The sequence below is a fragment of the Variovorax sp. EL159 genome, from assembly GCF_900100965.1.
Lineage (GTDB): Bacteria > Pseudomonadota > Gammaproteobacteria > Burkholderiales > Burkholderiaceae_C > Variovorax.
Genome location: NZ_FMUJ01000002.1, coordinates 426,309 through 451,481 on the forward strand (window position 1 = coordinate 426,309; position 25,173 = coordinate 451,481).

The following is a 25,173-nucleotide window of genomic DNA, read 5'->3' on the forward strand; positions in this document are numbered from 1 at the left end:
GCCTGTTCGTTTCGCGAACGATTGTCAACAGTCGCCCTGGAATTCGATCGGTCGAACAGCCGGGGTTTTTGCCCTCAGTTGAGCGCTTGAATCGGGGTCTTCCCTTGTTACGCTGCACGCAAGCCGGAGGGCCTGGGTCCGGGTCCTCCATGTCAAGTCATGCGAAGTGTTCACACGGAAAAAGAAATCTTCATGTCGATCAACGCCATCGAATCCGTCCTGCAGCAGATGCGCGCCACCGCGCTCACCACCGGCATCGCGCCCGCGTCCGGCTCGCCCGTCGAGGCGGGCGGCTTTGCGGCCGAGCTCAAGCGCTCGCTTGCCAACATCAGCGGCGCGCAGCAGCAGGCCTATGCGCAGGCCGAGTCGTTCGAGCTGGGCAAGCCCGGCGTCGCGCTGAACGACGTGATGGTGGATCTGCAGAAGGCCAACGTGGCTTTCCAGACCGGGTTGCAGGTGCGCAACCGGCTGGTGGGCGCCTATCAGGAAGTGATGAACCTGCAGGCTTGATGGGGTGCGGGTTGTGGTGCGGGCGGCGGTACGTGGAACTTTTTTGTACGCCGCCCTAAATGTTTGAAGACGCCGGCCGATAACCAAACCAACGATGGCTTGAGTCTGACAAGGAGCGGGTCCAGCGTTACGGCCTTGTGCCGGTTACCACAACCTTCGTAAACCAGGAGTCGAAAATGGCATCAGTCATTAACACCAATTCTCTTTCGCTGCTCACGCAGAACAACCTCTCGAAGTCGCAGTCGTCGCTGAACACGGCGATCCAGCGCCTGTCGTCGGGCCTGCGCATCAACAGCGCCAAGGACGATGCCGCCGGCCAGGCCATCGCCAACCGCTTCACCGCCAACATCAAGGGCCTGACGCAAGCTTCGCGCAACGCCAACGACGGCATCTCGCTCGCGCAAACCACTGAAGGCGCGTTGACCGAAGTCAACAACAACCTGCAGCGCATCCGCGAACTGGCCGTGCAAGCTGGCAACACGTCGAACTCGCCTTCGGACCTGAAGTCGATCCAGGACGAAATCGGCCTGCGCCTCGCTGAAATCGACCGTACCTCGGCACAGACCGATTTCAACGGCGTGAAGGTCCTGTCCTCCACGGCCAAGCCCCTGACGGTGCAAGTCGGCGCGAACGACGGCGAAACCATCCAGATCAACCTGAAGGAAATCAGCTCCAAGACGCTCGGCATGCAAGGCTTCAACCTCGCTGGCCCGACCGCTACGGCTTCCCTGGCCTTCAACGGCACGGTGGCTTCGGGTGCCGGCGATGCGCCCACGGCTGCCCAGCTGAAGGCCGCCTACGGTGCCACGACCGCCGTCACGCTGACGACCGTCAAGGAAAAGACGACCGACGACCTGTCGAGCAAGCTCGGCCTGGCCGCCGGTGGCGCCAAGCTGACGGGCAACGCCGTTGCCGACAAGAACGGCAACCTGTTCGCCGAAGTCGCGATCAAGCCCGTGGGCGCCGGCGAAACCTCGTCGCTGATCAACCAGGGCTTCACCGGCGCCGTCGACGGCACCACGATGTACCGCTACGTGGCGCTGGACCCGGCATCGGCCGACACCACGACGCTGGCCACCACCGCCGCCTTCACGGTCGACACCTCGAAGCTGTCGGTCAACAGCCTGCAAGTCGGTTCCACCGCCAGCCCCCTGGCCACCATCGACGCCGCCCTCAAGGTGGTCGACAACCTGCGCAGCTCGCTGGGTGCGGTGCAGAACCGTTTCGACTCGGTGATCGCCAACCTGGGCACCGCGGTGACCAACCTGTCGGCTTCGCGCTCGCGCATCGAAGACGCTGACTACGCAACGGAAGTGTCGAACATGACCCGCGCGCAGATCCTGCAACAAGCCGGTACCTCGGTGCTGGCCCAGGCCAACCAGACCACGCAAGGCGTGCTGTCGCTGCTGAAGTAATTCGCGGCAGCAGTCGCTGAAGCGCCAGGCCCTTCCCTCGGGGAAGGGCTGGTTGGTGCGCAGGCGCCCGGGCAAAGCCCGGGAGTGCCTGCGCTGTCCCTTGTGGCTTGTCGCCGATGCGCCAGGCCACAGCGGACAGCGAACAACAACAGAGGAGTTGGACCATGGCGATTCCGGTGGCACCGGCGGCGGACGGCCCCTGGTGGACGGAGATGTTCTCCGGCCAGGCGACAGCCGCGATGCGTGCGTCGATCAGCGCGAATGCGCCGGCCGATGCGGTGGAGGAAGCCACGCCGACGCAGGTCGAGAACGCGGTGAAGGAAGTCAACGCATCGCTGCAAAGCCGCGCGGTCGGCCTGCGCTTCGAGATCGACAAGGACACCGACAAGCTCGTGGTGAAGGTGGTCGACCGGGCCAGCGGCGAAGTGATCCGGCAGATCCCGTCCGAGGAAGTGGTCCGCATCGCGAAGGTCTTCGGCCAGACATCGGGGCTCCTGGTGAGCCACGGGGCCTGAAGCGCTTCTTTGTTGAAGAACCAAATTTTTTGAATTGAACAGGAAACCAACATGCCAACGATCAGCAGCCTGGGTGTCGGCGCTAATCTCGACCTGAACACCTTGCTCACCAAGCTCCAGTCGGTGGAAAGCCAGCCGCTGGCACTGCTGCAGCAACGCCAGACCAGCTTCACGAGCAAGCTGTCGGGCTACGGCCAGATCCAGAGCGCGCTCAACGGCCTGCAGGCCGCCGCCAAGAAGCTGAGCGACCCGGCCTTCTTCGCCGGCGTGAAGACCACGGCCACGCCCACCGACGTGCTGACCGCGAGCAGCACCGACAAGGCCTCGGCCGGCACCTACAACATCAACGTCGACAAGCTCGCGCAAGCGCAGTCGCTGGTCTCGGGCGGCCTGGCCAAGGCGGACACCCCCATCGGCGTGGGCACCATCAGCATCGACTTCGGCGCCATCACCGGCGGCACGCTGGACCCCGCGACCGGCACCTACACCGGCGCGACCTTCACGCAGGACACCACGCGCACGGCGGTGCCCATTTCCATCGGCGCGGGCAACAACACGCTCGAAGGCATCCGCGACGCGATCAACAACTCGAAGGCCGGCGTGAAGGCCAGCATCGTGAACGACGGCAGCGGCACGCCCAACCGGCTGGTGCTGGTCTCGGCGCAGTCCGGCGAGCAGTCGACCATGCGCGTCTCGGTGACCGGCGACGCGGCGCTGCAGAACCTGCTGGGCAACGACCCGGCCGGCACGCAGAACCTGCGCCAGACCGTGGCGGGGCAAGACGCCAAGCTCACCGTCAACGGCATTGCCGTGACCAGCGCGAGCAACACCGTCAAGGAAGCCATCCAGGGCACGACCCTCAACTTGCTCAAGCGCGGCGACAGCGTCGTGACGGCGCTGCCGGACACCGCGAACGTGAGCACGGCCATCAGCGATTTCGTGAAGGCCTACAACACCCTGCAGAGCACCGCGGGCGCGCTGACGGCCTACAACAAGGACACCAACACCGCCTCGCCGCTGACCGGCGACTCGACCCTGCGCAACCTGCTCAGCCGCGTGCGCCAGACCATCGTGTCGCCGCAGGACACCGGCCCGAAGCAGCTGAAGGTGCTGACGGAGATCGGCGTGTCGCTGCAGAAAGACGGCACGCTGTCGATCGACCAGAAGAAGCTCGACGCGGCGATCAACACCAACCTGGACGGCGTCACGCGGCTCTTCGCGACGGGGATCGACAGCAAGGCCGGCTATGGCAAGCAGCTGACGGCGGTGATCACCGACCTCACATCGATCGGCGGCGCGCTCAAGACGGCGTCGGACGGCGTGACCACCACGCTCAAGCAGCTCGACAGCCAGTACACCGCGATGAAGGAGCACGTGGATTCCACCGTCGAGCGCTACCGCAAGCAGTTCAACCAGCTGGACGTGGTGATCAGCGGCATGAACAACACGCTGAGCTACCTCACGACGCAGTTCAACGCGCTGACGTCGAACAAGGGCAAGTAAGCCAGGGGACCGGAGCCGTCGATGTACACACCTCACAACCTTCGCACCGGTGCCGGCGCGTATGCACGCGTCGGCGTCGAGACCAGCGTGATGAGCGCATCGCCGCACCAGCTCATCGTCATGCTGTTCGATGGCGCAAAGACCGCCATCGGCATGGCGCGGCATCACATGGCGGCCGGCGAGATCGAGGCCAAGGGCAACGCGATCTCGAAGGCGATCGGCATCGTGGACAGCGGCCTGAAGGCCGCGCTCGACGCCACGGCGGCCGGCGATGCCGGCGCCGAACTCGTGGGCAACCTGTCGGCGCTGTACGACTACATCGTCCAGCGGCTGTTTCGCGCCAACCTGCACAACGACGTGCAGGCGCTGGACGAAGCCGACGCGTTGCTCGAGAACATTGCTTCCGCATGGCGGGAGATCGACGGCCGGGTTCGCGGCTGACGCGCGGCCGCTATTGAAGACAGGAAAAAATGACAGTCCGGAGTGAGGTCGTTCATTGCTACGAGGAGCTTGCCTCCAGCGTCTCGCTGATGCTGGTGCTGGCGCACGCGAAAGAATGGGGTCAGCTCCCGGGGCTCGAGTCCCGGTGCTCGGCCATCGTCGACAGGTTGCGGGTCATCGAGCCGACGGAGACGCTCGATGCCGCGCAGGTCGAGACGGTGCTGCACCTGCTCGACCGCATTCGCACGGAGCAGGCCGAGGTGTCGGGGCTCATCAAGCCGCAGCTTGACGACCTCCTGAGCCGGATGGGACACCTGAGCCAGCAGAAGAACCTGGGCAAGGCCTACGGGCCGACGCACTGACCGACCCACCGGATGCCGCGACCATGAGTGGACTTGCCGGACTGATCGATGCGCTGCTGGCCGCAAGGCTCACGCCGCGGCTCGACGTGCTGGGCATCAAGCCCGAGGCCACCATCGGCGCGCCCGGCGCGGCGGCCGGCATCGGCAGGATCGCCAACGATGTGCGGCTGCCGTCCAACGCGGCGCTTGACCGGCAGATACCGGGTGCGGTGTCCGGCGGTGCCGGCGCGGCGCAAGGCGGTGCGGGTGCACCGCCTTCGGTGGCGACGCAGTTGTCGGTGGCGGCCCGGGTGATCGGCGCGGTGCTGGCCGATCTGCAGGCGGAGCCGGGGCCGGTGCGTGGCGCGGCGCCGCTGTGGCCTTCGCGGCAACCTGCGAGTGCGTCGGTGTTGGCGGGCGCGCTCGCGCAGACGGTGTCGGACAGCGGACTCTTCTATGAGTCGCACCTCGCGGAGTTCGCGGCGGGCACGCGCAGCATGGCGCAGATGACACGCGAGCCGCAGGCGCGCTGGGCGGTACCTGTTGCGCTGCCGCAGGTTGCGGGCGCGGTGCCGCAAGCGATGGCGCAGGCGCTCGGGTCGGGTGTGTTGATGGATGCGTTGCAGGCTGGCGCTGTGCAGCAGCAATCGCTTGCATCGGCGTCGGACGATGGCGATGCAAGTCCGGCGACGCGTGCGGCGAATGCGAACGCGCCGCGCGGTGTGTCGGGCGATGTCTCCGTGCAGGGCAATGCCGGATCGGCATCCGCAAGTGCCGCGCCGAAAACCGAGCGGGTTTCTTCGCCCGAGGCGGCGCGTGTGCAAGCGGCCTATCGCCAACCCGAAACCATGTCGATGGCCAACACGGTCGATGCGATGCCGGCCCACAAGGCGGGCGAGGCAGCCCGTGTCGCCGACAGCGCCGCCACCGTACAGGCGACGCGAGGCGAGGTGATTCACCCGCAGGCCGTCACGCTCGTGCACCAGCAACTCGACCTGCTGGCCAGCGCGGCTTTCCGCTGGAGCGGCCATGCCTGGCCCGATGTGCCGATGACGTGGTCGGTCGAAGAAGAACAGCAGCAACAACAGGCGAAGTCCGATGCGGGCATCGACGAAGAAGGCCAGCGCCGCTGGTCGACCACGGTGTCGCTCGTGCTGCCGCGGCTGGGTGAAGTCGACCTGCGCTTGAACCTCAGCGGCCCGACCGTGCAGGCGCATCTGTCGGCGAGCGAGGCCAGCACCATGGCCCGCATGCGCGGCGATGCCCGGCAACTGGCGCAGCGCTTCGAGGCGGCCGGCCTTCAGTTGCAGCAGGTGCAGGTCACCGCGAAGGCGCACGCATGAACCACGCACCTGACACACGCGATGCCCTCGACAACCGGCACAGCGCCGTCGCGCTTTCGTATGCGGACAAGACCAAGGCACCGGTGGTCGTGGCCAAGGGCTACGGCGTGGTCGCCGAATCGATCATGCGCGAGGCGCGCGAGAACGGGCTTTATGTGCACGCGTCCGCCGACCTCGTGAAGCTGTTGATGCAGGTGGACCTGGACCGGCAGATCCCGCCGCAGCTCTACCGGGCGGTTGCCGAAGTGATGGCGTGGATCTATGGGCTGGAAGAAAAGGCCGGGATCTCGCCGGCGTTCGGTACGGGCCAGACGGCGTATTAAATAACCTGTGGTTCTATTCGAAGTAATGAATCATCGGAAGGCTGAATCAATTCGCATTGATCGAGTTGTAAAAAGGGTTAATAGTCTTTATCAATTCAAATTTGGCGATGAATAAATTCCTCGTCCGAGAAGGTTATCTGTAACAACTAATTTCGCGGACAGGACCCGTTCGTATCGGGCTTCGGATGGCGCTCTCATAGGAGAGAAGCATTCTCAGTGTCGGATTCATCCTACGTTTTTTTTGCCGATAGCATGACAAAGTCTTCAAAGTGTAAAACTTTGTGTATATAATGTATACACGATTGATTGAAACGCGGAGTGGACATGGAATCGGAAATGGAAATGAGCATGGAAAATTGCAATGTCAACGCAAGCGGCGTGATTTCGAGGGAAATCGGCGAGATTAATCTGGCCTATATGCTGCTTGCCCAGAAGCTGGTGAAACAGGACCGGGCCGAGGCCATGTTCCGGCTCGGCGTGGGGCGCGAGCTCGCCGATCTGCTGGCGAACATGTCGCTCAGCCAGATCGTGAAGCTGGCCGCTTCCAACTTCCTGTTGTGCAGCTTCCGGCTGGACGATCGCCCGATGTTCGCGGTGGTCGGCGAGGGCAAGGAGCCCGCGCTGCAGCAGGCGCACATGTCGATCCTGATGACGGCGCGCCAGGCGCAGGGCCAGTCGCAGATACGCGAAGCAGGTGCGGCGGCCGCATGACACGCAAAAGCGTTTTGGGCGAAGTCCGGCAGGTCCAGCTTGCCGTCGAACTGATCGGGCTGGGTGCCCGCCTGCAGTTTCTGGAGGCCGCGGTCAAGCTGAGCCGCGAACGCCTGATCCGCCTGTACAAGGAACTCAAGGGCGTCTCGCCGCCCAAGGGCCTGTTGCCGTTTTCCACCGACTGGTACATGACGTGGCTGGCCAACATCCACTCGTCGATGTTCTACAACATCTACCGCTTCATGCTCGATGAGGCCGACGAGAGCGAGTTGCCCGCGCTCATCAAGGCCTATCGCCTCTATTCGGAGCAGGTCGAATCGCAGGGCGGCGAGGTCGTGCTCGACTTCACGCGCGCCGAGACCATGGTGCGGTTCTTCGACAGCGACATGCTGCAACTGAGCACCTGCAGCCGGTGCGGCGGCCACTTCGTGGCCCACGCGCACGACAACAAGAACGGTTATGTGTGCGTGCTCTGCCGTCCGCCCTCGCGCGCGGGCAAGGCGCGCAAGCCCAAGGTCGTGGAAGTGCGCCGGGGCGGCTTGATTGCCGTGGCTCCGGTGCTGGACATCGGCGGCGCTGCTGTCTAGGTAAGCGCCCCGCCACCCGGTGCGGGGTTTTTGATTTGAAGCCTCAGGGCATAGGGGAAGCGCGTGCTGGTTCTGGTTGGATATCTCGTGGTGATCGGTGCGGTCTTTGGTGGCTACGGCCTCATGGGCGGGCACTTCGGCGTCCTGTTCCAGCCGGTGGAGTTGCTCATGATCGGCGGCTCCGCGCTCGGTGCGTTCATCGCGGGCAACAACGGCAAGACCATCAAGGCGACCATCAAGGAACTGCCGCTGCTGCTGCGCTCTTCCAAGCACAACCGCCAGCTCTACATGGACCTGCTGGCGCTGCTCTACGAGCTGCTCGCGAAGGCCCGCAAGGAGGGCATGATGAAGCTGGAGTCCGACGTCGAGGACCCGGCCCAGAGCGAGATCTTCCAGCGCTACCCGAACATCATGGCGCACGAGGGCATCACCGTCTTCCTGTGCGACTACCTGCGCCTGGTCATCAGCGGCAACACCGACGCGCACGAGATCGAGGCCCTGATGGACCACGAGATCGAGACCATCCGCCACGAAGCCGCCGTGCCCGGCCACAGCCTCTCGCGCGTGGGCGATGCCTTGCCCGCGCTGGGCATCGTCGCGGCCGTGATGGGCGTGGTGCATGCACTGGCCTCGGCCAACCTGCCGCCTTCCGAGATGGGTGCGCTGATCGCGCACGCCATGGTCGGCACCTTCCTGGGCGTGCTGCTGGCCTATGGCTTCGTCTCGCCGCTGGCCTCGCTGATCGAGCAGAAGGTCGAGGAGGGCATGAAGATCTACCAGTGCGCCAAGGTCACGCTGCTCGCTAGCCTGAACGGCTATGCGCCGCAACTGGCCGTGGAGTTCGGCCGCAAGGTGCTGTTCTCGACCGAGCGCCCGTCGTTCACCGAGCTGGACGACCACGTCCGGGAAGTCAAGGCGCGCTGATGCGCAGACGCGAAGACCAGCGGCCATGAGCGAAGCGAAGCCCCGGATCATCATCAAGCACGTCCACAAAGCGGGCGGCGGCGCGCATCACGGCGGCGGCTGGAAGATCGCCTATGCCGACTTCATGACGGCCATGATGGCGTTCTTTCTCGTCATGTGGCTGCTCTCGATTTCGAGCCCCAAGCAGCGCGAGGGCATCGCCGAGCACTTCCGCATGCCGCTGCGCGTGGCGATGGCCGGCGGCGAAAGAAGCAGCCTCAGCACCAGCATGATCCCCGGCGGCGGCGCCGACGTGATGCACGTCGAAGGCGAGGTCAAGCACACCGAAACCGCGAGCGAAGACGAGGCCGACGCCAGCCGCCTGGCCGAGATGAAGAAGAAGCTGGACGAGCTGATCGAGAAGAGCCCGGTGTTCCAGCAGTTCCGCTCGCAGATCTTGATCGACATCACCACCGAGGGCCTGCGCCTGCAGATCGTGGACAGCGAGAACCGCCCGATGTTCGAGCTGGCCAGTGCGCGCGTGGTGCCGCACATGCGCGCCATCCTGCGCGAGCTGGCGCCCGCACTCAACGGGCTGCCGAACAAGATCACGCTGTCGGGCCATACCGACGCCATCGTCTATACCAACGACCGTTCCTACGGCAACTGGGAGCTGTCGGCCGACCGGGCCAATGCCTCGCGGCGCGAGCTGGTGATCGGCGGCATGACCGAAGACAAGGTGCTGCGCGTGATCGGCCTGGCCGACAGCATGCACCTGGACCGCGCCGATCCGCGCAACCCCATCAACCGCCGCATCAGCATCATCCTGCTGAACCATCGCACGCAGGAGCGCATCGAGCGCGAGAACAGCAACGACGGCGACGTCACGCGCGTCGGCGGGCTGCAGCCGGCCGCCAACGCCGGTGCTCGCGCCGCTGTCACCGCCACCACCGCCGAAGCCGCGAAGCCGGTGCCGCCCAAGGCGACCACCGCGACGGAATAACAACGACAAACCAAGCGGCCGGCCACAGCGCGCAGGCCCCGGAGCAACCAGATGGACCTCAGTCAATTCACCCAGGCCTTCTTCGTCGAAGCCATCGAGCTTCTCGCGGAGATGGAGCAGCTGCTGCTGGACCTCGACGTCGAGGCGCCGGACAGCGAGCAGCTCAACGCCATCTTCCGCGCGGCGCACTCCATCAAGGGTGGCGCGGCGACGTTCGGTTTCACCGCCTTGACCAACACCACGCACGTGCTCGAAACGCTTCTGGACAGGGCCCGCCACGGGCAGCTGCGCCTGAACGGTTCGATGATCGATGCCTTTCTGGAAACGAAGGACGCCTTGCAAGAACAACTCACCGCCTACCAGGCCGGCAAGGAGCCGGACCCTGAAATGGTCGCGCACATCTGTGGCGTGCTTCAGCAACTCGCGCTGGAAAGCGGTGCGGACGGCGCGGCCGCCGCAGCAGCTGCGCCAGTGCCTGCCCCGGCGCCCGCACCCGTGGCGGCACCGGTCGTGGCCGAAGCGCCAGCGGCAGCCGGTGGCGACGGCGTGCTGCGCATCCGCTTCGCGCGGCTGTCCGACAGCGAATGCGAGCTGCTCGCCGGCGAGCTGGCCAACCTGGGCAAGGTGCTGTCGCGCACGCGCAGCAACGACCAGTTCACGGTGATGCTCGAAACCACCTGCGACCCCGACGACATCGTCGCCGTGTGCTGCTTCGTCATCGACGAATCGCAGATCGACATCACGCGCGAAGCTGCCGGCGCAGAGGCGGCCGAAGTGCCTGCAGCGGCGCCCGCACCCGAAGTGGTTGTCGAGGAACCCGCCAAGCCGACGCTCGCAGCCGCCCCCGTGCAGGCAGCCGCCGTGGCCGCACCGGCGGCCGCCGCAGCAGCGCCCGGCGCCAAGGAATCCAGCTCCATCCGCGTCGACGTCGAGAAGGTCGACCAGCTCATCAACCTCGTGGGCGAACTCGTCATCACCCAGTCGATGCTCACGCAGGCCGCGACCATGCTCGACCCGGTGGCCTACGAGCGCTTCCTGAGCGGCCTGGGCCACCTGGAGCGCAATGCGCGCGACCTGCAGGAATCGGTGATGTCCATCCGCATGATGCCGATGGACTACGTGTTCAGCCGCTTCCCGCGCGTGATCCGCGACGTCAGCGCCAAGCTGGGCAAGCAGGTGCGCCTGGACACCTACGGCAAGGAGACCGAACTCGACAAGGGCCTGATCGAGCGCATCGTCGATCCGCTCACGCACCTGGTGCGCAACAGCCTCGACCACGGCATCGAGACGCCCGAAGTGCGCCTGGCCAAGGGCAAGGACGCCACCGGCCAGTTGCTGCTGTCGGCGCAGCACCACGGCGGCAACATCGTGATCGAGGTCAGCGACGACGGCGCGGGCCTGAACCGCGAGCGCATCCTCGCCAAGGCCATGCAGCAAGGCCTGCCGGTCAGCGAGACCATGCCCGACGAAGAGGTGTGGCAACTGATTTTCGCGCCCGGCTTTTCCACCGCCGAGCAGATCACCGACATCTCGGGCCGCGGCGTCGGCATGGACGTGGTCAAGCGCAACATCCAGGAGATGGGCGGCCACGTCGAGATCCACTCGCGTGGCGGGCAGGGCACCACCACGCGCATCGTGCTGCCGCTCACGCTGGCCATCCTGAACGGCATGTCGGTCAAGGTGGGCGACGAGGCCTACATCCTGCCGCTGAGCTATGTCATCGAGTCGCTGCAGCCGTTGCCCGAGCACCTGCATTCGATCACCGCCGACGGCCATGTGATCCGCGTGCGCGGCGAGTACCTGCCGCTGATCGAGCTGCACCGCGTGTTCGACGTGGCCGGCGCGCAGACGCACCCCACGCAGGGCATCCTGGTGATCGTGCAGGCCGACGACAGCCGCTTCGCGCTGCTGGTCGACGAACTGCTCGGACAGCACCAGGTGGTGGTGAAGAACCTGGAGACCAACTACCGCAAGGTGCCGGGCATCTCGGCCGCGACCATCCTGGGCGACGGCAGCGTGGCCTTCATCATCGACGTGGGCGCGATGCCGCGCATCCAGCGCGCGCAGGCCGCCAGCGCGGCCGCCCTGGCGGGTGCCGCCCGGAGAACGGACACCGTCGCCCTGTGAGCACGTCGACGGAGACCGCCGCATGAGGTTCGATTTCTTCCGACGCTCCGGGTCCGGGGACGCATCGCCCGCCGATGGGGCGGGCACCGGCGAGGCCGCCTCGCGTCCTCCGGCCGATGCGGGTGCCAACGGCCACGTGGCCTACGCGATGCTGCTCGACGGGCAGCGCCGCGTCACCGGCTACCGGATGGCATGGCGCGCGGCGGGCGAGGCGCCGGGCGCGCATGCGGGCGCGGGCGTCAAGGCGCTCATGGACACGCTGGCCCTGCACCTGAACCCCGAAGGCGCCGGATGGCTGCTCGGGCCGCAGATGCTGTTCGTCGACGTGACGGTCGACGCGCTGTTCCAGAGCGAGCTGCAATCGCTGCCGCCGCAGAACGTGGTGCTGTGCATGGGCGCCGACGACCTGATGGACGCGGACATGCGCTCCATCCTGCTGTTCCTGCGCGAGCAGGGCTTCGGCTTCATGCTGTGCGGCGCGCCCGCGCTGCCGGACGACGCCGAGCTGCGCGCCATCGTCACGCACGTCGAGGTGAACGTGGGCGACGTGGCGCTGGTGGAGCGGCTGCAGAAAGAGGCACAACCGGGCCAGCCAGGCCAGCCGGCCATCGAGCTGATCGCGCCGCGCGTGGACACCTGGCAGGAGTTCGACGCCTGCGCCGCGCGCCGCGTGCATGTCTTCGTCGACGGCGCTTTCCGCAATCCGCCGGTGAAGGAGGCCGAGGAAGCGCTGCAGCCCGAGTCGCTGCTGATCGTCAAGCTGATGCAGATGATCCAGCGCAACGAAGACGTGCGCGCCATCGAAAGCGCCCTCAAGCACGACGCCGCGCTCACCTACCGCCTGCTGCGCTACATCAATTCGCCTTCGGTCGGCATGGCGGTGGAGATCCATTCGCTGCGGCATGCGGTGGCCATGCTCGGCTACTCGCCGCTGTACCGCTGGCTGTCGCTGCTGCTGGCCACCAGCAACAAGGCCAGCTCGCCTTTCATGATGAAGAAGGCCATCCTGCGTGGCCGCTTCGTCGAGCTGATCGGGCAGGGCATGCTGCCGGCCAGCGAGGCCGACAACCTGTTCGTGGCGGGCATGTTCTCGCTGCTCGACCAGTTGCTGGGTGTGTCGATGGAAGGCGTGCTGCGCAGGGTGCAGCTCACCGAGGCGGTGCAGCAGGCGATCCTGTCGCGCAGCGGCCTTTATGGCCCTTTCGTGGCGCTGGCCGAAAGCTGCGAGCTGGACGACGGCCGCGCGGCGCGCCTGTCGGAGGCGCTGTTCCTCAGTGCGTCGCAGGTCAATGCGGCGCAGCTCGCGGCCCTCGTGTGGTCGCTGGACGCGGGGCCGGCCGCGGCGGGCCCGCCTGCATGAGCAACGCGCTGGGCCGCCCGGTGGCACCGGAAGTGCAGGGCTTTCGCGCGTCTGATCGGCCCATTGGAAACGGCGCCCGCTATGTACATTGAAAGTCATGCTTCCAGGCTGGCTGTGACTACCGAGTTCCTTTTTACCGACAACGACTTCTCCAGAATCCGGACCCTCATCCATCGCCGTGCCGGCATCGCCCTGGGCGAGCAGAAGCGGCAGATGGTGTACAGCCGGCTCTCGCGTCGCCTGCGCGAGCTTCAGCTCCCGGAGTTCTCCACCTATCTGGACCTGCTCGAAGCCAGCCACGACGGCGAGGAGTGGCAGTTGTTCATCAACTCGCTCACCACCAACCTGACCTCGTTCTTTCGCGAGGCGCATCACTTTCCGGCGCTGGCCGCGCACGTGCGCAAGATGCCGCAGCCGGTCACCGTGTGGTGCGCGGCCGCCTCGACGGGGGAGGAGCCCTATTCGATTGCCATCACGTTGATGGAAGCGCTCGGCGAGCGCGCGGGTTCGGCCCGCGTGATCGCCACCGACATCGACACCGCCGTGCTGGCCAAGGCCTCGACCGGCGTGTTCACCACCGAGCAGGTGGCGCGCCTGTCGCCCGAGCGGCTGCGGCGCTTCTTCAACAAGGGCACGGGCGCCAACGCCGGCAAGGTGCGCGTGCGGCCCGAGGTGGCCGCGCTCGTCAAGTTCTCGCGGCTCAACCTGCTCGACACCTCGTGGCCGGTGAAGGAGCCCGTCGACGCGATCTTCTGCCGCAACGTGATGATCTATTTCGACAAGCCGACGCAAAAGAAGGTGCTCGACCGCTTTGCGCCGCTGCTCAAGCCGAACGGCCTGCTGTTCGCGGGGCATTCCGAGAACGCCTCGCTGGTCAACCAGGCCTTCAGGTCGCTCGGCCAGACGGTGTATGAGCTCTCGCGCACGCGCGCCCCGGGTGTGCCATGAGCGCGGCGGCACCCGGCTCGGTGGCCAGCCACCACTACTTCGACCGCGACGTCGGCCTCATGGCCGTCAAGCTGCTGCCGTCGGAGTACTACGTGACCGCGAACGACACCGTGCTGAGCACCGTGCTCGGCTCGTGCGTGGCCGCCTGCCTGCACGATGCCGACGCCGGCGTGGCCGGCATGAACCACTTCATGCTGCCCGACGACAGCGAGCCCGGCACGCGCGACCCGGCCGAGTCGATGCGCTACGGCACCTACGCCATGGACGTGCTGATCCGCGAGCTGGTGCGTGCGGGCGCGCGGCGCGACCGGCTGCGCGCCAAGGTGTTCGGCGGCGGCGCGGTGCTGGCCAACATGACCACGCTGAACATCGGCGACCGCAATGCCGACTTCGTGCTGCGCTACCTGAACGCCGAGCGCATCGAGGTGGCCGCGCAAGACCTGCGCGGCCCGCATGCGCGCCGCGTGTGCTTCCTGCCGGCCACCGGCAAGGCCATCGTGCGCAAGCTGCGCGCGCAGACCGAGGTGCAGCTGATCCAGCGCGAAGAAGGCGAGCTGCTGCGCAGGCTATCGGGCCAGCGCGTGCCGGGCGACATGGAAAGAACAACAACAGGCAATGCCGCCGCGGCCCGCACGGTGCCGGCGGCAGGAAACAAAGGAAGCCGGTGAGCGTCAAAAAAATCAAGGTGCTGTGTGTCGACGATTCGGCACTGATCCGCAGCGTGATGACCGAGATCATCAACAGCCAGGCCGACATGACCGTGGTCGGCACCGCCGCCGACCCGTTGGTGGCGCGCGACCTCATCAAGGTCACGAACCCCGACGTGCTGACGCTGGACGTCGAAATGCCGCGCATGGACGGGCTCGAGTTTCTCGAAAAACTCATGCGCCTGCGGCCGATGCCCGTGGTCATGGTGTCTTCGCTGACCGAGCGCGGCTCGGAGATCGCGCTGCGCGCGCTCGAGCTGGGCGCCATCGACTTCGTGACCAAGCCGCGCCTGGGCGTGCGCGACGGCCTGCTCAACTACACCGAGCTGATCGCCGGCAAGATCCGCACGGCCGCCAGCGCGCGCCTGCTGCCCAGCCGCCATGCCGCAGCGGCCCGCGCCAGCACCGACGTGCCGCAGGAGTCGTTGCTGCGCAGCCCGCTGCTGAGTACCGAGAAGCTCATCATCATCGGCGCGTCGACCGGCGGCACCGAGGCCATCCGCGAAGTGCTGCAGCCACTGCCGCCCGACTCGCCCGCGGTGCTGATCGCGCAGCACATGCCCGCCGGCTTCACGCGCTCCTTCGCGCAGCGGCTGGACGGCCTGTGCCGCATCAACGTGAAAGAGGCCGTGCACGGCGAGCGCGTGCTGCCCGGCCATGCCTACATCGCGCCCGGCGGCTTTCATCTGTCGCTGGGCCGCAGCGGCGCCAACTACGTGGCGCACCTGGACCAGGAGCCGCCCGTCAACCGGCACCGGCCCTCGATCGACGTGCTGTTCGATTCGGCCGCCAAGCATGCCGGCAAGAACGCCATCGGGATCATCCTGACCGGCATGGGCAAGGACGGTGCCGAGGGCCTGCTGCGCATGAAGCGCGCGGGTGCCCACACGCTGGCGCAGGACGAGGCCAGCTGCGTGGTGTTCGGCATGCCGCGCGAGGCCATCGCGCTGGGCGCGGTGGACGACGTGTCCCCGTTGAGTGAAGTCAGTCGCCGGGTTCTGGCGCACCTTCGTACGTTCGGCGAACGCACGAACCGAGTTTGAAAAACGACCTGTTGGAGTTGGAAATATCGTGATCGACAAGAGCATCAAAATCCTGGTTGTGGACGACTTCCCGACCATGCGCCGCATCGTGCGCAACCTGTTGAAGGAGCTGGAGTTCCTCAACGTCGACGAGGCCGAGGACGGCGCCGCGGGCATCGAGAAGCTGCGCGGCGGCAACTTCGGCTTCGTGGTGTCCGACTGGAACATGCCGAACATGGACGGCCTGACCATGCTGCAGACCATCCGCGCCGACCCGGAACTGAAGAAGCTGCCGGTGCTGATGGTCACGGCCGAGGCCAAGAAAGAGAACATCGTCGCGGCCGCACAGGCCGGCGCCAACGGCTACGTGGTGAAGCCCTTCACCGCGGCCACGCTCGAAGAGAAGATCACCAAGATCTTCGAGAAGCTCGCCAAGGAAGCCAGCTGACATGAGCCACGACGCAGCGGGAGGCGCGGACCCGACAGACACCGCCGAACAACTGCTGGGCCGCATCGGCCAGCTCACGCGCCAGTTGCGCGAAGGCCTGCGCGAGCTGGGCCTCGACAAGCAGGTGGCCAAGGCCGCGCAAGCCATTCCGGACGCGCGCGACCGCCTGAGCTACGTGGCCGCCACCACCGAGCGCGCGGCGCACCGCGCACTCAATGCCATCGACGTGGCGCAGCCGCTGCAGGAAGCCCTGGCGACCGATGCCAAGGGGCTGAGCCAGCGCTGGGACGAATGGTTCGAGAACCCCATCGAGCTCGACCACGCGCGCGAACTGGTGCTGGACACGCGCGGCTACCTCAACGAGGTGCCGCAGCGCGCGAGCGCCATCAACTCGCAGCTGATGGAAATTTTGATGGCGCAAGACTTCCAGGACCTGACCGGCCAGGTCATCAAGAAGATGATGGAAGTGGTCAACGACGTCGAGACGCAACTGCTGCAGGTGCTGATCGACAACTCGCCGCCCGAGAAGCGCCAGGAGGCCGTGCACAGCCTGCAGAACGGCCCGCAGATCAAGCCCGGCAACCCCGACGCCGTGACCGACCAGGCGCAGGTCGACGACCTGCTGGAGAGCCTGGGCTTCTAGGCCCGCGCGCCCCTGTTGATTGTCCGAATTGCAGGGCGATACCGGCCCTGATCGACGGATTGTTCCGAACGACCGGATTCAATAATTTGGTCTTGAGCAAGGCGTACTTCGCCAGTGCTGGTTCGGAGCATGAATGGCTGAGGAAAGCGATCTCGAGAAAACGGAACCCGCCTCCGAGCGGCGCCTGGAGAAGGCGCGCGAGGAAGGCAACGTGGCCCGTTCGCGCGAGCTCACCACCTTCGTCATGCTGGCCACCGCCAGCGCCGGGCTGTGGTTCGCGGCGGAGTCGCTCAGCGCGAGCATGAACGGCGCGCTGCGCCGCGGCCTGCACTTCGACCGCGCCAGCGCCTTCGACCCTTCGCACATGCTGGCCCAGAGCGGGCTCATGGCGTTCCAGGCGCTCATGGCCATCGGCCCGCTGTTCGCGATGATGGTGGTGGCGGCGGTGGCCGCGCCCCTGATGCTGGGCGGCTGGATGTTCTCGACCAAGGCGGTCGCGCCGAACTTCGGCAAGCTCAATCCGCTGGCCGGCATCGGCCGCATGTTTTCTGCGCAGTCGCTGGCCGAGCTGTTCAAGGCGCTGGCCAAGTCGGCGCTCATCGGCGGCGTGGCGTGGTGGGTCATCGTGGACGACATCGAGGCCGTGATGGCGTTGATGGCGCAGCCCGCGCACTACGCGCTGCCGCACGCGATCGTGCTGGTGGCCAAGCATTGCGCGCTGATCGCGGCCACGCTGCTGCTGGTGGCGCTCATCGACGTGCCGTTTCAGCTGTGGAGCTACTACCGCAAGCTGCGCATGTCGCGCGAAGACGTGCGCCAGGAGCACAAGGAAAGCGAAGGCGATCCGCACATCAAGGCGCAGATCCGCCGGCAGCAGCAACAGATGGCACGGCGCCGGATGATGTCCCAGGTGCCCAAGGCCGACATCGTGCTCACCAACCCGACGCACTTCGCAGTGGCACTCAGCTACCTGGACAGCGACATGCGCGCGCCGCGCGTGGTGGCCAAGGGCACAGAGCTGGTCGCCGCGCGCATTCGCGAGCTGGCCAAAGAAAACAAGGTCGCCATTCTCGAAGCGCCGTCGCTCACGCGCGCGCTCTACAAGCACACGAAGCTGGGCGATGAAATTCCGGCGGGCCTCTACACGGCCGTGGCCGAGGTGCTGGCCTGGGTCTACCAGCTCAAGCGCTGGAAGAGCGAGGGCGGCGACGCGCCGCGCACGCCGACCGATCTGCCGGTGCCCGCAGAACTCCAGTACGCCGTGGATGCCGCATGAACGCAGTGCCGGGCCGCCCCAAGACAGTTTGCTCCGCAGCGCGGCGCATGAAGGCTATTGAATGAACGCGATGACTCAACTGCTGCGCCTGCCGACGCGGATGTTCTCCGGATCGCAGTTCAAGGGGCTCGCGGGGCCGATCCTCATCATCATGATCCTGAGCATGATGGTGCTGCCGCTGCCGCCCTTCCTGCTGGACCTGCTGTTCACCTTCAACATCGCCATGTCGGTGATGGTGCTGCTGGTGAGCATGTACACGATGAAGGCGCTGGACTTCGCGGCCTTCCCGGCGGTGCTGCTGTTCTCGACGCTGCTGCGCCTGTCGCTGAACGTGGCGTCCACGCGCGTGGTGCTGATGCACGGCCACACCGGGCCCGATGCGGCGGGCAAGGTGATCGAGGCCTTCGGCCACTTCCTGGTGGGCGGCAACTTCGCGGTGGGCGTGATGGTGTTCATCATCCTCGTGCTCATCAACTTCATGGTGATCACCAAGGGCGCGGGGCGCATTGCCGAGGTGGGGGCGCGCTTCATGCTCGACGCGATGCCCGGCAAGCAGATGGCCATCGACGCCGACCTGAACGCCGGCCTGATCGGCGAGGACGTGGCCCGCAAGCGCCGCACCGAAGTCGCGCAAGAGGCCGACTTCTACGGCTCCATGGACGGTGCCAGCAAGTTCGTGCGCGGCGACGCCATCGCGGGCCTGCTCATCATGGTGATCAACATCATTGGCGGGCTGGTGGTGGGCATGGTCCAGCACGGCCTCGACTTCTCGACCGCCGGCCGCACGTACACGCTGCTGGCCATCGGCGACGGCCTGGTGGCGCAGATTCCGGCGCTGGTGATCTCGACCGCCGCCGGCGTGATCGTCTCGCGCGTGACCACCGACGAAGACGTGGGCAGCCAGCTCACGGGCCAGCTTTTCTCGAACCCGCAGGTGCTGTTTCTCACGGCCGGCATCGTCGGCCTGCTGGGCATGATCCCGGGCATGCCGAACCTGGCCTTCCTGCTGATCGCGGGCGGGCTGGCGTGGATGGGCCGGCGCCTCCTGCTGCGCAAGCCGCGCGAAGCTGCCGCGCAACAGGCTGCGGCCGCCGAGGCCGCGAACCTTGCGCCCACGGCGGAGATGGCCGAGGCCACGTGGGACGACGTGGCCATGGTCGACCCGCTCGGCATGCAGGTCGGCTACCGCCTGATCCCGCTGGTGGACCAGTCGCAGCAGGGCGAACTGCTGGGCCGCATCAAGAGCATCCGCAAGAAGATCGCGCAGGAGATCGGCTTCCTGGTGCCCGTGGTGCACATCCGCGACAACCTGGAGATCAAGCCCAACACGTACATCATCAGCCTGAAGGACGTGGAGATCGGCCGGGGCGAGGCCTTCCCCAACCAGTGGATGGCGATCAACCCGGGGCAGGTCACCGGCACCTTGCCCGGCACGCCCACGCGCGACCCGGCCTTCGGCCTTGCCGCGACATGGATCGACGCCAGCCAGCGCCAACAGGCGCAGGTGTACGGCTACACGGTGGTCGATGCCTGCACCGTGATGGCCACGCACCTGAACCACCTGATCCAGACCCACGCCGCCGAGCTGCTGGGCCGCCAGGAAGTGCAGCAGCTGCTCGACCAGATCGGCAAGACCGCACCCAAGCTCACCGAAGACCTGGTGCCCAAGGTGCTGTCGCTCAGCACGCTGCACAAGGTGCTGCAGAACCTGCTCGACGAAGAGGTGCCGATCCGCGACATGCGCACCATCCTCGATGTGATGGCCGAGCACGCGCCGACCATCAAGGACCCGACCGAGCTGACCACGCTCACGCGCCTGGCCTTGGGCCGCGCCATCACGCAGCAGCTGTTCCCGGGCGACATCGAGATGCAGGTGATCGGCCTGGACGGCTCGCTCGACGGCGTGCTGCAGCAGGCGCTGACCAACAGCAGCGGCATCGAGCCCGGCATTGCCGACAACCTGTTGCAGCAGGCGCAGGCCGCCATCGTGCGGCAGGAGCAGATGGGCCTGGCGCCCGTGCTGGTCGTGCAGCACTCGCTGCGCGTGCTGCTGTCCCGTTTCCTGCGGCGCAGCCTGCCGCAGCTCAAGGTGCTCTCGCATGCCGAGATCCCTGACTCCCGGACCATCAAGATCACCGCCGCCATTGGAGGACGCGTTTGAATTCCCAAGCTGAAACACGCGACGTGCGCACCACTGCACGCAAATTCGTCGCGGCCACCGGCCGAGAAGCCCTGCGACTGGTGCGCGAGACGCTCGGCGCCGAAGCCATCGTGCTCACCCACCGCGCCACGGCCGAGGGCGTCGAGATCGTCGCCATGGCCGAAGGCGATGTGCAGGAGGCGCTGGAGAACGCCGCGCCCGCGATCCAGGTGGAGCCCGTCGTGCCGGTGGCACCGGTTGCCGCGCCGGCACCGATGCCGCTCGCCGCGATCGCGTCTGCGGCCGCGCCGGCGGAAGCAGCGGTGCTCAGCGAACTCCATTCGATGCGCGGAATGATCGAGGAACAGCTTGCCAGCGTGGTCTGGAGCGACAAGCAGCGCCGCGACCCGGTGCGCGGCCGCCTGCTGCGCACCTTGCTCGGCGCCGGCTTCAGCGCGCGCCTGTCGAAGGCCATGCTCGAGAAGCTGCCCACCGGCCAGAGCTACGCCGAAGGCATGGCCTTCGTGCGCTCCGAACTCATCCGCGCGGTGCCGGTGCATGAAGACGAAGACGCACTGTTCGCGCAAGGCGGCGTGTACGCGCTGATGGGCCCCACGGGCGTGGGCAAGACCACCACCACAGCCAAGCTGGCCGCACGTTGCGTGATGCGCTTCGGCGCCGACAAGCTCGCGCTGGTGACCACCGACAGCTACCGGATCGGCGCCTACGAGCAGCTGCGCATCTACGGCGAAATTCTCAATGTGCCGGTGTATGCCGTGAAGGATGCGGCCGACCTGCACCTGGTCTTGCAGGACCTGCGCGACAAGCACATGGTGCTGATCGACACCGTCGGCATGAGCCAGCGCGACCGCGCCGTGTCGGAGCAGATCGCCATGCTCGGCAACAGCCACCGGCCGGTCAAGCGGCTGCTGCTGCTCAACGCGACCAGCCACGGCGACACGCTCAACGAAGTGGTGCACGCCTACCGCAACGGCAACGACCTGACGGGCTGCATCTTCACCAAGGTCGACGAGGCCACGCACCCCGGTGCGTTGATCGACACGGTGATCCGCCATCGCCTGCCGGTGCACTACATCTCCAGCGGCCAGAAGGTGCCCGAGAACCTGATGAAGGCCGACCGCGCGCAGCTGGTGGACAGCGTGTTCCAGCCGCGCCAGCACAGCCCGTTGTTCGTGCCGGCCGAAACCGACCTGAACGACGAACCCGCGGGCGCGGGCCCGTCGGCGCAGGTGGTGCAGGCACAGGGCGAGGCCGACCGGCTGCGCCTGAAGTACCAGAACCTGATCCGCGCGATGGCGCACGACGCGCAGGAGCTGGCCACCGCCGCGAGCGCGCTGGCCGGTGCGCAGATCGGCTTCGAGCGCGCACGCGGGCTCTGGCGCCAGGCGGGCGACGACGCGGTGGGCCACAAGGCGGTGCTGCAGGATCTGTCGGAACACGCGCGCAGTGAAGTCGCTGCCGGCTGCGAGACCCATGTGCTCGCGCTGTGCGGGCAGGTCGGCCTGCGTTCCAGCGAGAGCGGCGACGCCTATGAATGCCACGGCAGCCTGCTGCTGTCGGACCGCAGCGGCCTGCCGCTGGCGGCGCCGAACCAGTGGCTGTCTACCGCCGCGCGCGGTGCGGCCGATGCTTCGCGCAGGCCCGGCATGCGGCAGGTGCAGTGGCTGCGTCAGCAGGACTTCGGCAAGGCGTTGGTGCATGTGCTGGGCAAGCTGCCCGGCCTCGACGTGGTGCTGCAGTGGCAGGCCTCGGGCCAGCACTGGCTGGCGCGCGCGCCGGGCTCGACGGCGGTGATCGACGCGCGCACCGGCGCGGCCTGCACGCTGGCACGCATCGGCTTTGAATTCGGCGAGGCACGCCCCGTGCGCTTCCGTGGCAAGCCCGCGCTGCAGTGCGAGGCGCATGCCGACGTGGTGCCGCGCCCCGGTGCCGCCGCCATGGCCGCGGGCCTCGACCGCGAGGCGCTGCCCACGCTGCGCTGCGTGGCGACAAAGGTGATCGATGCACGCAGCCGCAAGGTGCTGTCGCAGGGCTATGCGCTGTCCAACGTCGGCGCCGAGGTCGGCCCGCAGCAGCTCGCGCAATGGCAAGGCTGGGCCAATGACGCCGAGCCCTGCCTGCGCCTGATGCGCGACGGCGTGCAACTGGTCGGCGGCATGGGCGAGCTGGGCGACCCGAACATGATGAAGCGGCTGCTGATTGCCGGCCAGATGAGCACCACCGTGTGGCGCTTGCTGCAGGCCGAAGGCGACTGGGCCGAGCGCACCCGCATGCTGCTGGGCCAGTTGACGGGGCGCGCCGTGCGTGCCGGCCGGCCGATGACCGGCAGCGCGCTGTACGCGGGCGTCGGCAAGTTCTTCCTGCTGCTCGAAGCATTGGGCACCGAGTCGACCGCGCCCACGCAGGCGCCGCGCGCACTGGTGCAGATGGGTTGAGGGACATCGCATGAGCAAGCGGGTCACGGATCAGGCAGACGGGCTGCGGCGCCTGCTCGCGCAGACGCCGACGCGTGTCGTCGCCGTGGCGGGCATGGGCCTCGGTGCGGGCGCGACCACGACCGCCATGAACCTGGGCGCGGCGCTGGTGCAGCAGGGCAAGAACGTGCTGCTGCTGGACGAGCATTGCCCGAAGGAGCGATCGGCCTGCGACGGCTGGGCCATCGATCCGCTGGGCAACCTGGCCGACGTGGCCGGCGCACGCCTTGGCATTGAAAGGGCGGCCGCGCGCGCCGGTTCGGGCGTGCACGTGCTGCCCGCGCCACCCGGCGTGGCGCACGACGCGACCGATCCGCGTTCGATGTGGCCCAGCGGTGTGGTCATCGTCGATGCGGCCTTCGATGGCGAAGGCCGGTTGTCGGCGCTCGCGCAAGGCGCGGACGAACTGCTTCTGGTGTTGCAGCCGCATCCCGCGTGCATCACCTCGGCCTATGCCGGCATCAAGCGCCTGCACTACGCGCATGCGCTCCAGCAGATGCGCTTTCTGGTCAATGGCGTGACCGATGTCGATGCGGCGCAGAAGGTCATGAGCAACCTGGCCAATGCGGGCAGCCGCTATCTCGCGCTGTCGCTGCAGCCGGCAGGGTGGGTGAGGTCCGATCCGCGGCTGGCCGATGCGTGGCGGCTGAGGCAGACCGCCGTCGAGGCCTTTCCCGCCAGCGCGGCCGCCGTCGATTTCCGCCGCGTCGCCGACGACATGGGGCGCTGGCCGTGGCGCGAGGCGGGCGCGCGCACGCCGTCTTCGTCGTCACCGCAACTACAGCAACTGCAGCAACCGCTGCAGCCGTCGCACGCGGTCGCTGCCTGACCCCGCCGCATCTGGACGAAACCGGAAAAGGACGGCCGTGTACACCGCACAGGGAACCATCGAGAAATCCCACCTGCTGGCGCAGCACCAACCGCTGGTGCGCCGCATCGCGCTGCAGATGATGGCCAAGCTGCCTGCCAGCGTGGAGCTGGACGACCTGATCCAGGCCGGCATGCTGGGCCTGCTGGACGCATCGAGCCGCTACCAGGACAACCGCGGCGCGCAGTTCGAGACCTTCGTCAGCCAGCGCATCCGCGGCGCCATGCTCGACGAGTTGCGCGCCAACGACTGGGGCTCGCGCGGCCTGCGCCAGTCGGCGCGCGGCATCGAGAAAGCCATCCAGGCGCTGGGCCACCGGCTCGGTCGCTCGCCCACCGAAGGCGAGATCGCCAAGGAACTGAAGATCGACCTGGAGGCCTACCAGTCGATGCTGCAGGAGATCCAGGGCTGCCAGCTCCTGTATGTCGAAGACTTCGCCAAGGGCGAGCCCGACAACCCCTTCCTCGACACGCACGCACAAGACACGCGCAAGGACCGCCGCAGCAGCGACGACCCGCTGGAACAACTGCTGGAGAGCGGTTTTCGCCATCAGCTGGTGGACGCCATCGGGGCGCTGCCCGACCGCGACCAGCTGCTGCTGAAGCTCTACTACGAGGAAGAGCTGAACCTGCGCGAGATCGGCGCGGTGCTCGAAGTGAGCCAGTCGCGCGTGTGCCAGTTGCACAGCCAGGCGATCAGCCGGCTGCGGGCCAAGCTGAAGGACGTGCTGTAGGCGCTACAGGCTTGCGGTGATGCCGCCGTCCACGTACAGGATGTGGCCGTTGACGAAGCTCGATGCGTCCGAGGCCAGGAAGATGGCCGCGCCACCCAGCTCTTCCACGTCGCCCCAGCGGCCGGCCGGCGTGCGGCCCGAGAGCCACGAGGTGAAGGCCTCGTCGGCCACCAGCGCCTGCGTCAGTTCGGTCTTGAAGTAGCCCGGCCCGAGGCCGTTGACCTGGATGCCGTATTTGCCCAGGTCGATCGCCATGCCCTTGGTGAGCATCTTCACCGCGCCCTTGGTGGCGGCGTAGGGCGCGATGCCGGGGCGGCCCAGTTCGCTTTGCACGGAGCACACGTTGATGATCTTGCCGCGCTTGCGCTCGATCATGCGTTGCGCCACGAAGCGGCCCACGAGGAACACGCTGTCGATGTTGGTCGTGGTGATCTTGTGCCAGGCATCGATGGGGAACTCCGCGAACGGGCCGCGGTGCTGCATGCCGGCGTTGTTGACGAGGATGTCGATGGCGCCGATGTCGGCTTCGATGGCGGCCACGCCGGCCTCGACCGCGGCGGCGTCGGTGACGTCGAAGGCCATGGCCTCGGCCGCGACGCCCTGGGCGCGCAATGCGTCGCGGGCCGCAGCGAGCGAGGCGGCATCGCGCGCATTGAGCACCACGCGCGCGCCGGCCGCGCCGAGCGCCTGCGCCAGCGCGAAGCCGATGCCCTTGCTGGAGCCGGTGACGAGGGCGGTGCGCCCGGAAAGATCGAACAGTTTCAAAAGAAGCTCCTGGGGAAGGCGCGCGCGGCGTGCCCGGTGCATGACA

25 protein-coding genes are annotated in these 25,173 nt (G+C 67.1%); 24 read left to right on the top strand and 1 reads right to left on the bottom strand.

Annotated elements, in window-relative coordinates:
- Positions 1–192: 192 nt before the first annotated feature.
- The 24 genes from fliE to BLQ28_RS08345 all read left to right on the top strand — a co-directional run bounded on the left by fliE (position 193) and on the right by BLQ28_RS08345 (position 24,362).
- Complete coding sequence (fliE, locus tag BLQ28_RS08230) at positions 193–510, top strand: flagellar hook-basal body complex protein FliE (RefSeq protein ID WP_093238285.1); 318 nt, start codon at positions 193–195, stop codon at positions 508–510.
- Positions 511–686: 176 nt separating this feature from the next.
- On the top strand, positions 687–1,925 hold the full coding sequence (locus BLQ28_RS08235) for a FliC/FljB family flagellin (RefSeq protein WP_093238286.1): 1,239 nt from the start codon (positions 687–689) through the stop codon (positions 1,923–1,925).
- A gap of 164 nt (positions 1,926–2,089) precedes the next feature.
- Entirely contained in the window at positions 2,090–2,440 is a 351-nt protein-coding gene (locus tag BLQ28_RS08240; protein ID WP_176801050.1) for a flagellar protein FlaG, read from the top strand.
- A gap of 51 nt (positions 2,441–2,491) precedes the next feature.
- Positions 2,492–3,943 carry a flagellar filament capping protein FliD gene (fliD, locus tag BLQ28_RS08245; RefSeq protein ID WP_093238288.1) on the top strand — a complete coding sequence of 484 codons (1,452 nt, stop codon included), beginning with the start codon at positions 2,492–2,494 and terminating at the stop codon, positions 3,941–3,943.
- A gap of 21 nt (positions 3,944–3,964) precedes the next feature.
- A complete protein-coding gene (fliS, locus tag BLQ28_RS08250) occupies positions 3,965–4,384 on the top strand; it encodes a flagellar export chaperone FliS (RefSeq protein WP_093238290.1) in 420 nt (139 codons plus the stop codon).
- A gap of 29 nt (positions 4,385–4,413) precedes the next feature.
- Positions 4,414–4,746: a flagellar protein FliT gene (locus BLQ28_RS08255; RefSeq protein WP_093238292.1), complete on the top strand. Its 333-nt coding sequence runs from the start codon at positions 4,414–4,416 to the stop codon at positions 4,744–4,746.
- 23 nt (positions 4,747–4,769) lie between these two features.
- Positions 4,770–6,068: a flagellar hook-length control protein FliK gene (locus BLQ28_RS08260; protein WP_093238293.1), complete on the top strand. Its 1,299-nt coding sequence runs from the start codon at positions 4,770–4,772 to the stop codon at positions 6,066–6,068.
- Positions 6,065–6,391, top strand: coding sequence for an EscU/YscU/HrcU family type III secretion system export apparatus switch protein (locus BLQ28_RS08265; protein ID WP_093238295.1), 327 nt, complete (start codon positions 6,065–6,067; stop codon positions 6,389–6,391). Before BLQ28_RS08260 ends, BLQ28_RS08265 begins: the two co-directional genes overlap by 4 nt.
- Before the next feature lie 324 nt (positions 6,392–6,715).
- A complete protein-coding gene (gene flhD, locus BLQ28_RS08270) occupies positions 6,716–7,102 on the top strand; it encodes a flagellar transcriptional regulator FlhD (RefSeq protein ID WP_256327221.1) in 387 nt (128 codons plus the stop codon).
- On the top strand, positions 7,099–7,689 hold the full coding sequence (gene flhC / locus BLQ28_RS08275; protein WP_093238296.1) for a flagellar transcriptional regulator FlhC: 591 nt from the start codon (positions 7,099–7,101) through the stop codon (positions 7,687–7,689). The genes flhD and flhC overlap by 4 nt, the downstream gene beginning before the upstream one ends.
- A gap of 63 nt (positions 7,690–7,752) precedes the next feature.
- On the top strand, positions 7,753–8,613 hold the full coding sequence (gene motA / locus BLQ28_RS08280) for a flagellar motor stator protein MotA (protein ID WP_093238298.1): 861 nt from the start codon (positions 7,753–7,755) through the stop codon (positions 8,611–8,613).
- A 25-nt stretch (positions 8,614–8,638) separates the two neighbouring features.
- Positions 8,639–9,595 carry a flagellar motor protein MotB gene (gene motB, locus BLQ28_RS08285; protein WP_093238299.1) on the top strand — a complete coding sequence of 319 codons (957 nt, stop codon included), beginning with the start codon at positions 8,639–8,641 and terminating at the stop codon, positions 9,593–9,595.
- 51 nt (positions 9,596–9,646) lie between these two features.
- The gene (gene cheA, locus BLQ28_RS08290; protein ID WP_093238301.1) at positions 9,647–11,722 is read left to right on the top strand and encodes a chemotaxis protein CheA; all 2,076 of its coding nucleotides are present in this window, start codon (positions 9,647–9,649) and stop codon (positions 11,720–11,722) included.
- A gap of 22 nt (positions 11,723–11,744) precedes the next feature.
- Positions 11,745–13,082: an EAL and HDOD domain-containing protein gene (locus BLQ28_RS08295; RefSeq protein WP_093238302.1), complete on the top strand. Its 1,338-nt coding sequence runs from the start codon at positions 11,745–11,747 to the stop codon at positions 13,080–13,082.
- 81 nt (positions 13,083–13,163) lie between these two features.
- Positions 13,164–14,030 carry a CheR family methyltransferase gene (locus tag BLQ28_RS08300; RefSeq protein WP_093238303.1) on the top strand — a complete coding sequence of 289 codons (867 nt, stop codon included), beginning with the start codon at positions 13,164–13,166 and terminating at the stop codon, positions 14,028–14,030.
- Positions 14,027–14,698 (top strand): chemoreceptor glutamine deamidase CheD, encoded by a 672-nt coding sequence (gene cheD / locus BLQ28_RS08305; protein WP_256327223.1) that lies wholly within the window; start codon positions 14,027–14,029, stop codon positions 14,696–14,698. The genes BLQ28_RS08300 and cheD overlap by 4 nt, the downstream gene beginning before the upstream one ends.
- On the top strand, positions 14,695–15,780 hold the full coding sequence (locus tag BLQ28_RS08310; protein WP_093238304.1) for a protein-glutamate methylesterase/protein-glutamine glutaminase: 1,086 nt from the start codon (positions 14,695–14,697) through the stop codon (positions 15,778–15,780). The genes cheD and BLQ28_RS08310 overlap by 4 nt, the downstream gene beginning before the upstream one ends.
- 31 nt (positions 15,781–15,811) lie before the next feature.
- Complete coding sequence (gene cheY / locus BLQ28_RS08315) at positions 15,812–16,207, top strand: chemotaxis response regulator CheY (protein WP_176801079.1); 396 nt, start codon at positions 15,812–15,814, stop codon at positions 16,205–16,207.
- A gap of 1 nt (position 16,208) precedes the next feature.
- The gene (cheZ, locus tag BLQ28_RS08320) at positions 16,209–16,850 is read left to right on the top strand and encodes a protein phosphatase CheZ (RefSeq protein ID WP_093238307.1); all 642 of its coding nucleotides are present in this window, start codon (positions 16,209–16,211) and stop codon (positions 16,848–16,850) included.
- A 133-nt stretch (positions 16,851–16,983) separates the two neighbouring features.
- Positions 16,984–18,126, top strand: a complete 1,143-nt coding sequence (gene flhB / locus BLQ28_RS08325) for a flagellar biosynthesis protein FlhB (protein ID WP_093238308.1) — start codon at positions 16,984–16,986, stop codon at positions 18,124–18,126.
- Positions 18,127–18,187: 61 nt separating this feature from the next.
- Complete coding sequence (gene flhA, locus BLQ28_RS08330; protein ID WP_093238309.1) at positions 18,188–20,287, top strand: flagellar biosynthesis protein FlhA; 2,100 nt, start codon at positions 18,188–18,190, stop codon at positions 20,285–20,287.
- A complete protein-coding gene (gene flhF, locus BLQ28_RS08335) occupies positions 20,284–22,722 on the top strand; it encodes a flagellar biosynthesis GTPase FlhF (protein ID WP_093238310.1) in 2,439 nt (812 codons plus the stop codon). Before flhA ends, flhF begins: the two co-directional genes overlap by 4 nt.
- Positions 22,723–22,732: 10 nt before the next feature.
- Positions 22,733–23,590, top strand: a complete 858-nt coding sequence (locus BLQ28_RS08340; protein ID WP_176801051.1) for a P-loop NTPase family protein — start codon at positions 22,733–22,735, stop codon at positions 23,588–23,590.
- Positions 23,591–23,627: 37 nt separating this feature from the next.
- Positions 23,628–24,362, top strand: a complete 735-nt coding sequence (locus BLQ28_RS08345; RefSeq protein ID WP_093238311.1) for an RNA polymerase sigma factor FliA — start codon at positions 23,628–23,630, stop codon at positions 24,360–24,362.
- A gap of 3 nt (positions 24,363–24,365) precedes the next feature.
- Here BLQ28_RS08345 and BLQ28_RS08350 read toward each other — a convergent pair whose 3' ends face one another.
- Positions 24,366–25,127 carry a glucose 1-dehydrogenase gene (locus tag BLQ28_RS08350; RefSeq protein WP_093238313.1) on the bottom strand — a complete coding sequence of 254 codons (762 nt, stop codon included), beginning with the start codon at positions 25,125–25,127 and terminating at the stop codon, positions 24,366–24,368.
- Positions 25,128–25,173 lie beyond the last annotated feature (46 nt).

Excerpts from the sequence above, each read along its gene's own strand:
- fliE (WP_093238285.1), top strand. The coding sequence starts at position 193 with ATGTCGATCAACGCCATCGAATCCGTCCTGCAGCAGATGCGCGCCACC.
- BLQ28_RS08235 (WP_093238286.1), top strand. The coding sequence starts at position 687 with ATGGCATCAGTCATTAACACCAATTCTCTTTCGCTGCTCACGCAGAAC.
- BLQ28_RS08240 (WP_176801050.1), top strand. The coding sequence starts at position 2,090 with ATGGCGATTCCGGTGGCACCGGCGGCGGACGGCCCCTGGTGGACGGAG.
- fliD (WP_093238288.1), top strand. The coding sequence starts at position 2,492 with ATGCCAACGATCAGCAGCCTGGGTGTCGGCGCTAATCTCGACCTGAAC.
- fliS (WP_093238290.1), top strand. The coding sequence starts at position 3,965 with ATGTACACACCTCACAACCTTCGCACCGGTGCCGGCGCGTATGCACGC.
- BLQ28_RS08255 (WP_093238292.1), top strand. The coding sequence starts at position 4,414 with ATGACAGTCCGGAGTGAGGTCGTTCATTGCTACGAGGAGCTTGCCTCC.
- BLQ28_RS08260 (WP_093238293.1), top strand. The coding sequence starts at position 4,770 with ATGAGTGGACTTGCCGGACTGATCGATGCGCTGCTGGCCGCAAGGCTC.
- BLQ28_RS08265 (WP_093238295.1), top strand. The coding sequence starts at position 6,065 with ATGAACCACGCACCTGACACACGCGATGCCCTCGACAACCGGCACAGC.
- flhD (WP_256327221.1), top strand. The coding sequence starts at position 6,716 with ATGGAATCGGAAATGGAAATGAGCATGGAAAATTGCAATGTCAACGCA.
- flhC (WP_093238296.1), top strand. The coding sequence starts at position 7,099 with ATGACACGCAAAAGCGTTTTGGGCGAAGTCCGGCAGGTCCAGCTTGCC.
- motB (WP_093238299.1), top strand. The coding sequence starts at position 8,639 with ATGAGCGAAGCGAAGCCCCGGATCATCATCAAGCACGTCCACAAAGCG.
- cheA (WP_093238301.1), top strand. The coding sequence starts at position 9,647 with ATGGACCTCAGTCAATTCACCCAGGCCTTCTTCGTCGAAGCCATCGAG.
- BLQ28_RS08295 (WP_093238302.1), top strand. The coding sequence starts at position 11,745 with ATGAGGTTCGATTTCTTCCGACGCTCCGGGTCCGGGGACGCATCGCCC.
- BLQ28_RS08300 (WP_093238303.1), top strand. The coding sequence starts at position 13,164 with ATGTACATTGAAAGTCATGCTTCCAGGCTGGCTGTGACTACCGAGTTC.
- cheD (WP_256327223.1), top strand. The coding sequence starts at position 14,027 with ATGAGCGCGGCGGCACCCGGCTCGGTGGCCAGCCACCACTACTTCGAC.
- cheZ (WP_093238307.1), top strand. The coding sequence starts at position 16,209 with ATGAGCCACGACGCAGCGGGAGGCGCGGACCCGACAGACACCGCCGAA.
- flhB (WP_093238308.1), top strand. The coding sequence starts at position 16,984 with ATGGCTGAGGAAAGCGATCTCGAGAAAACGGAACCCGCCTCCGAGCGG.
- flhA (WP_093238309.1), top strand. The coding sequence starts at position 18,188 with ATGAACGCGATGACTCAACTGCTGCGCCTGCCGACGCGGATGTTCTCC.
- BLQ28_RS08340 (WP_176801051.1), top strand. The coding sequence starts at position 22,733 with ATGAGCAAGCGGGTCACGGATCAGGCAGACGGGCTGCGGCGCCTGCTC.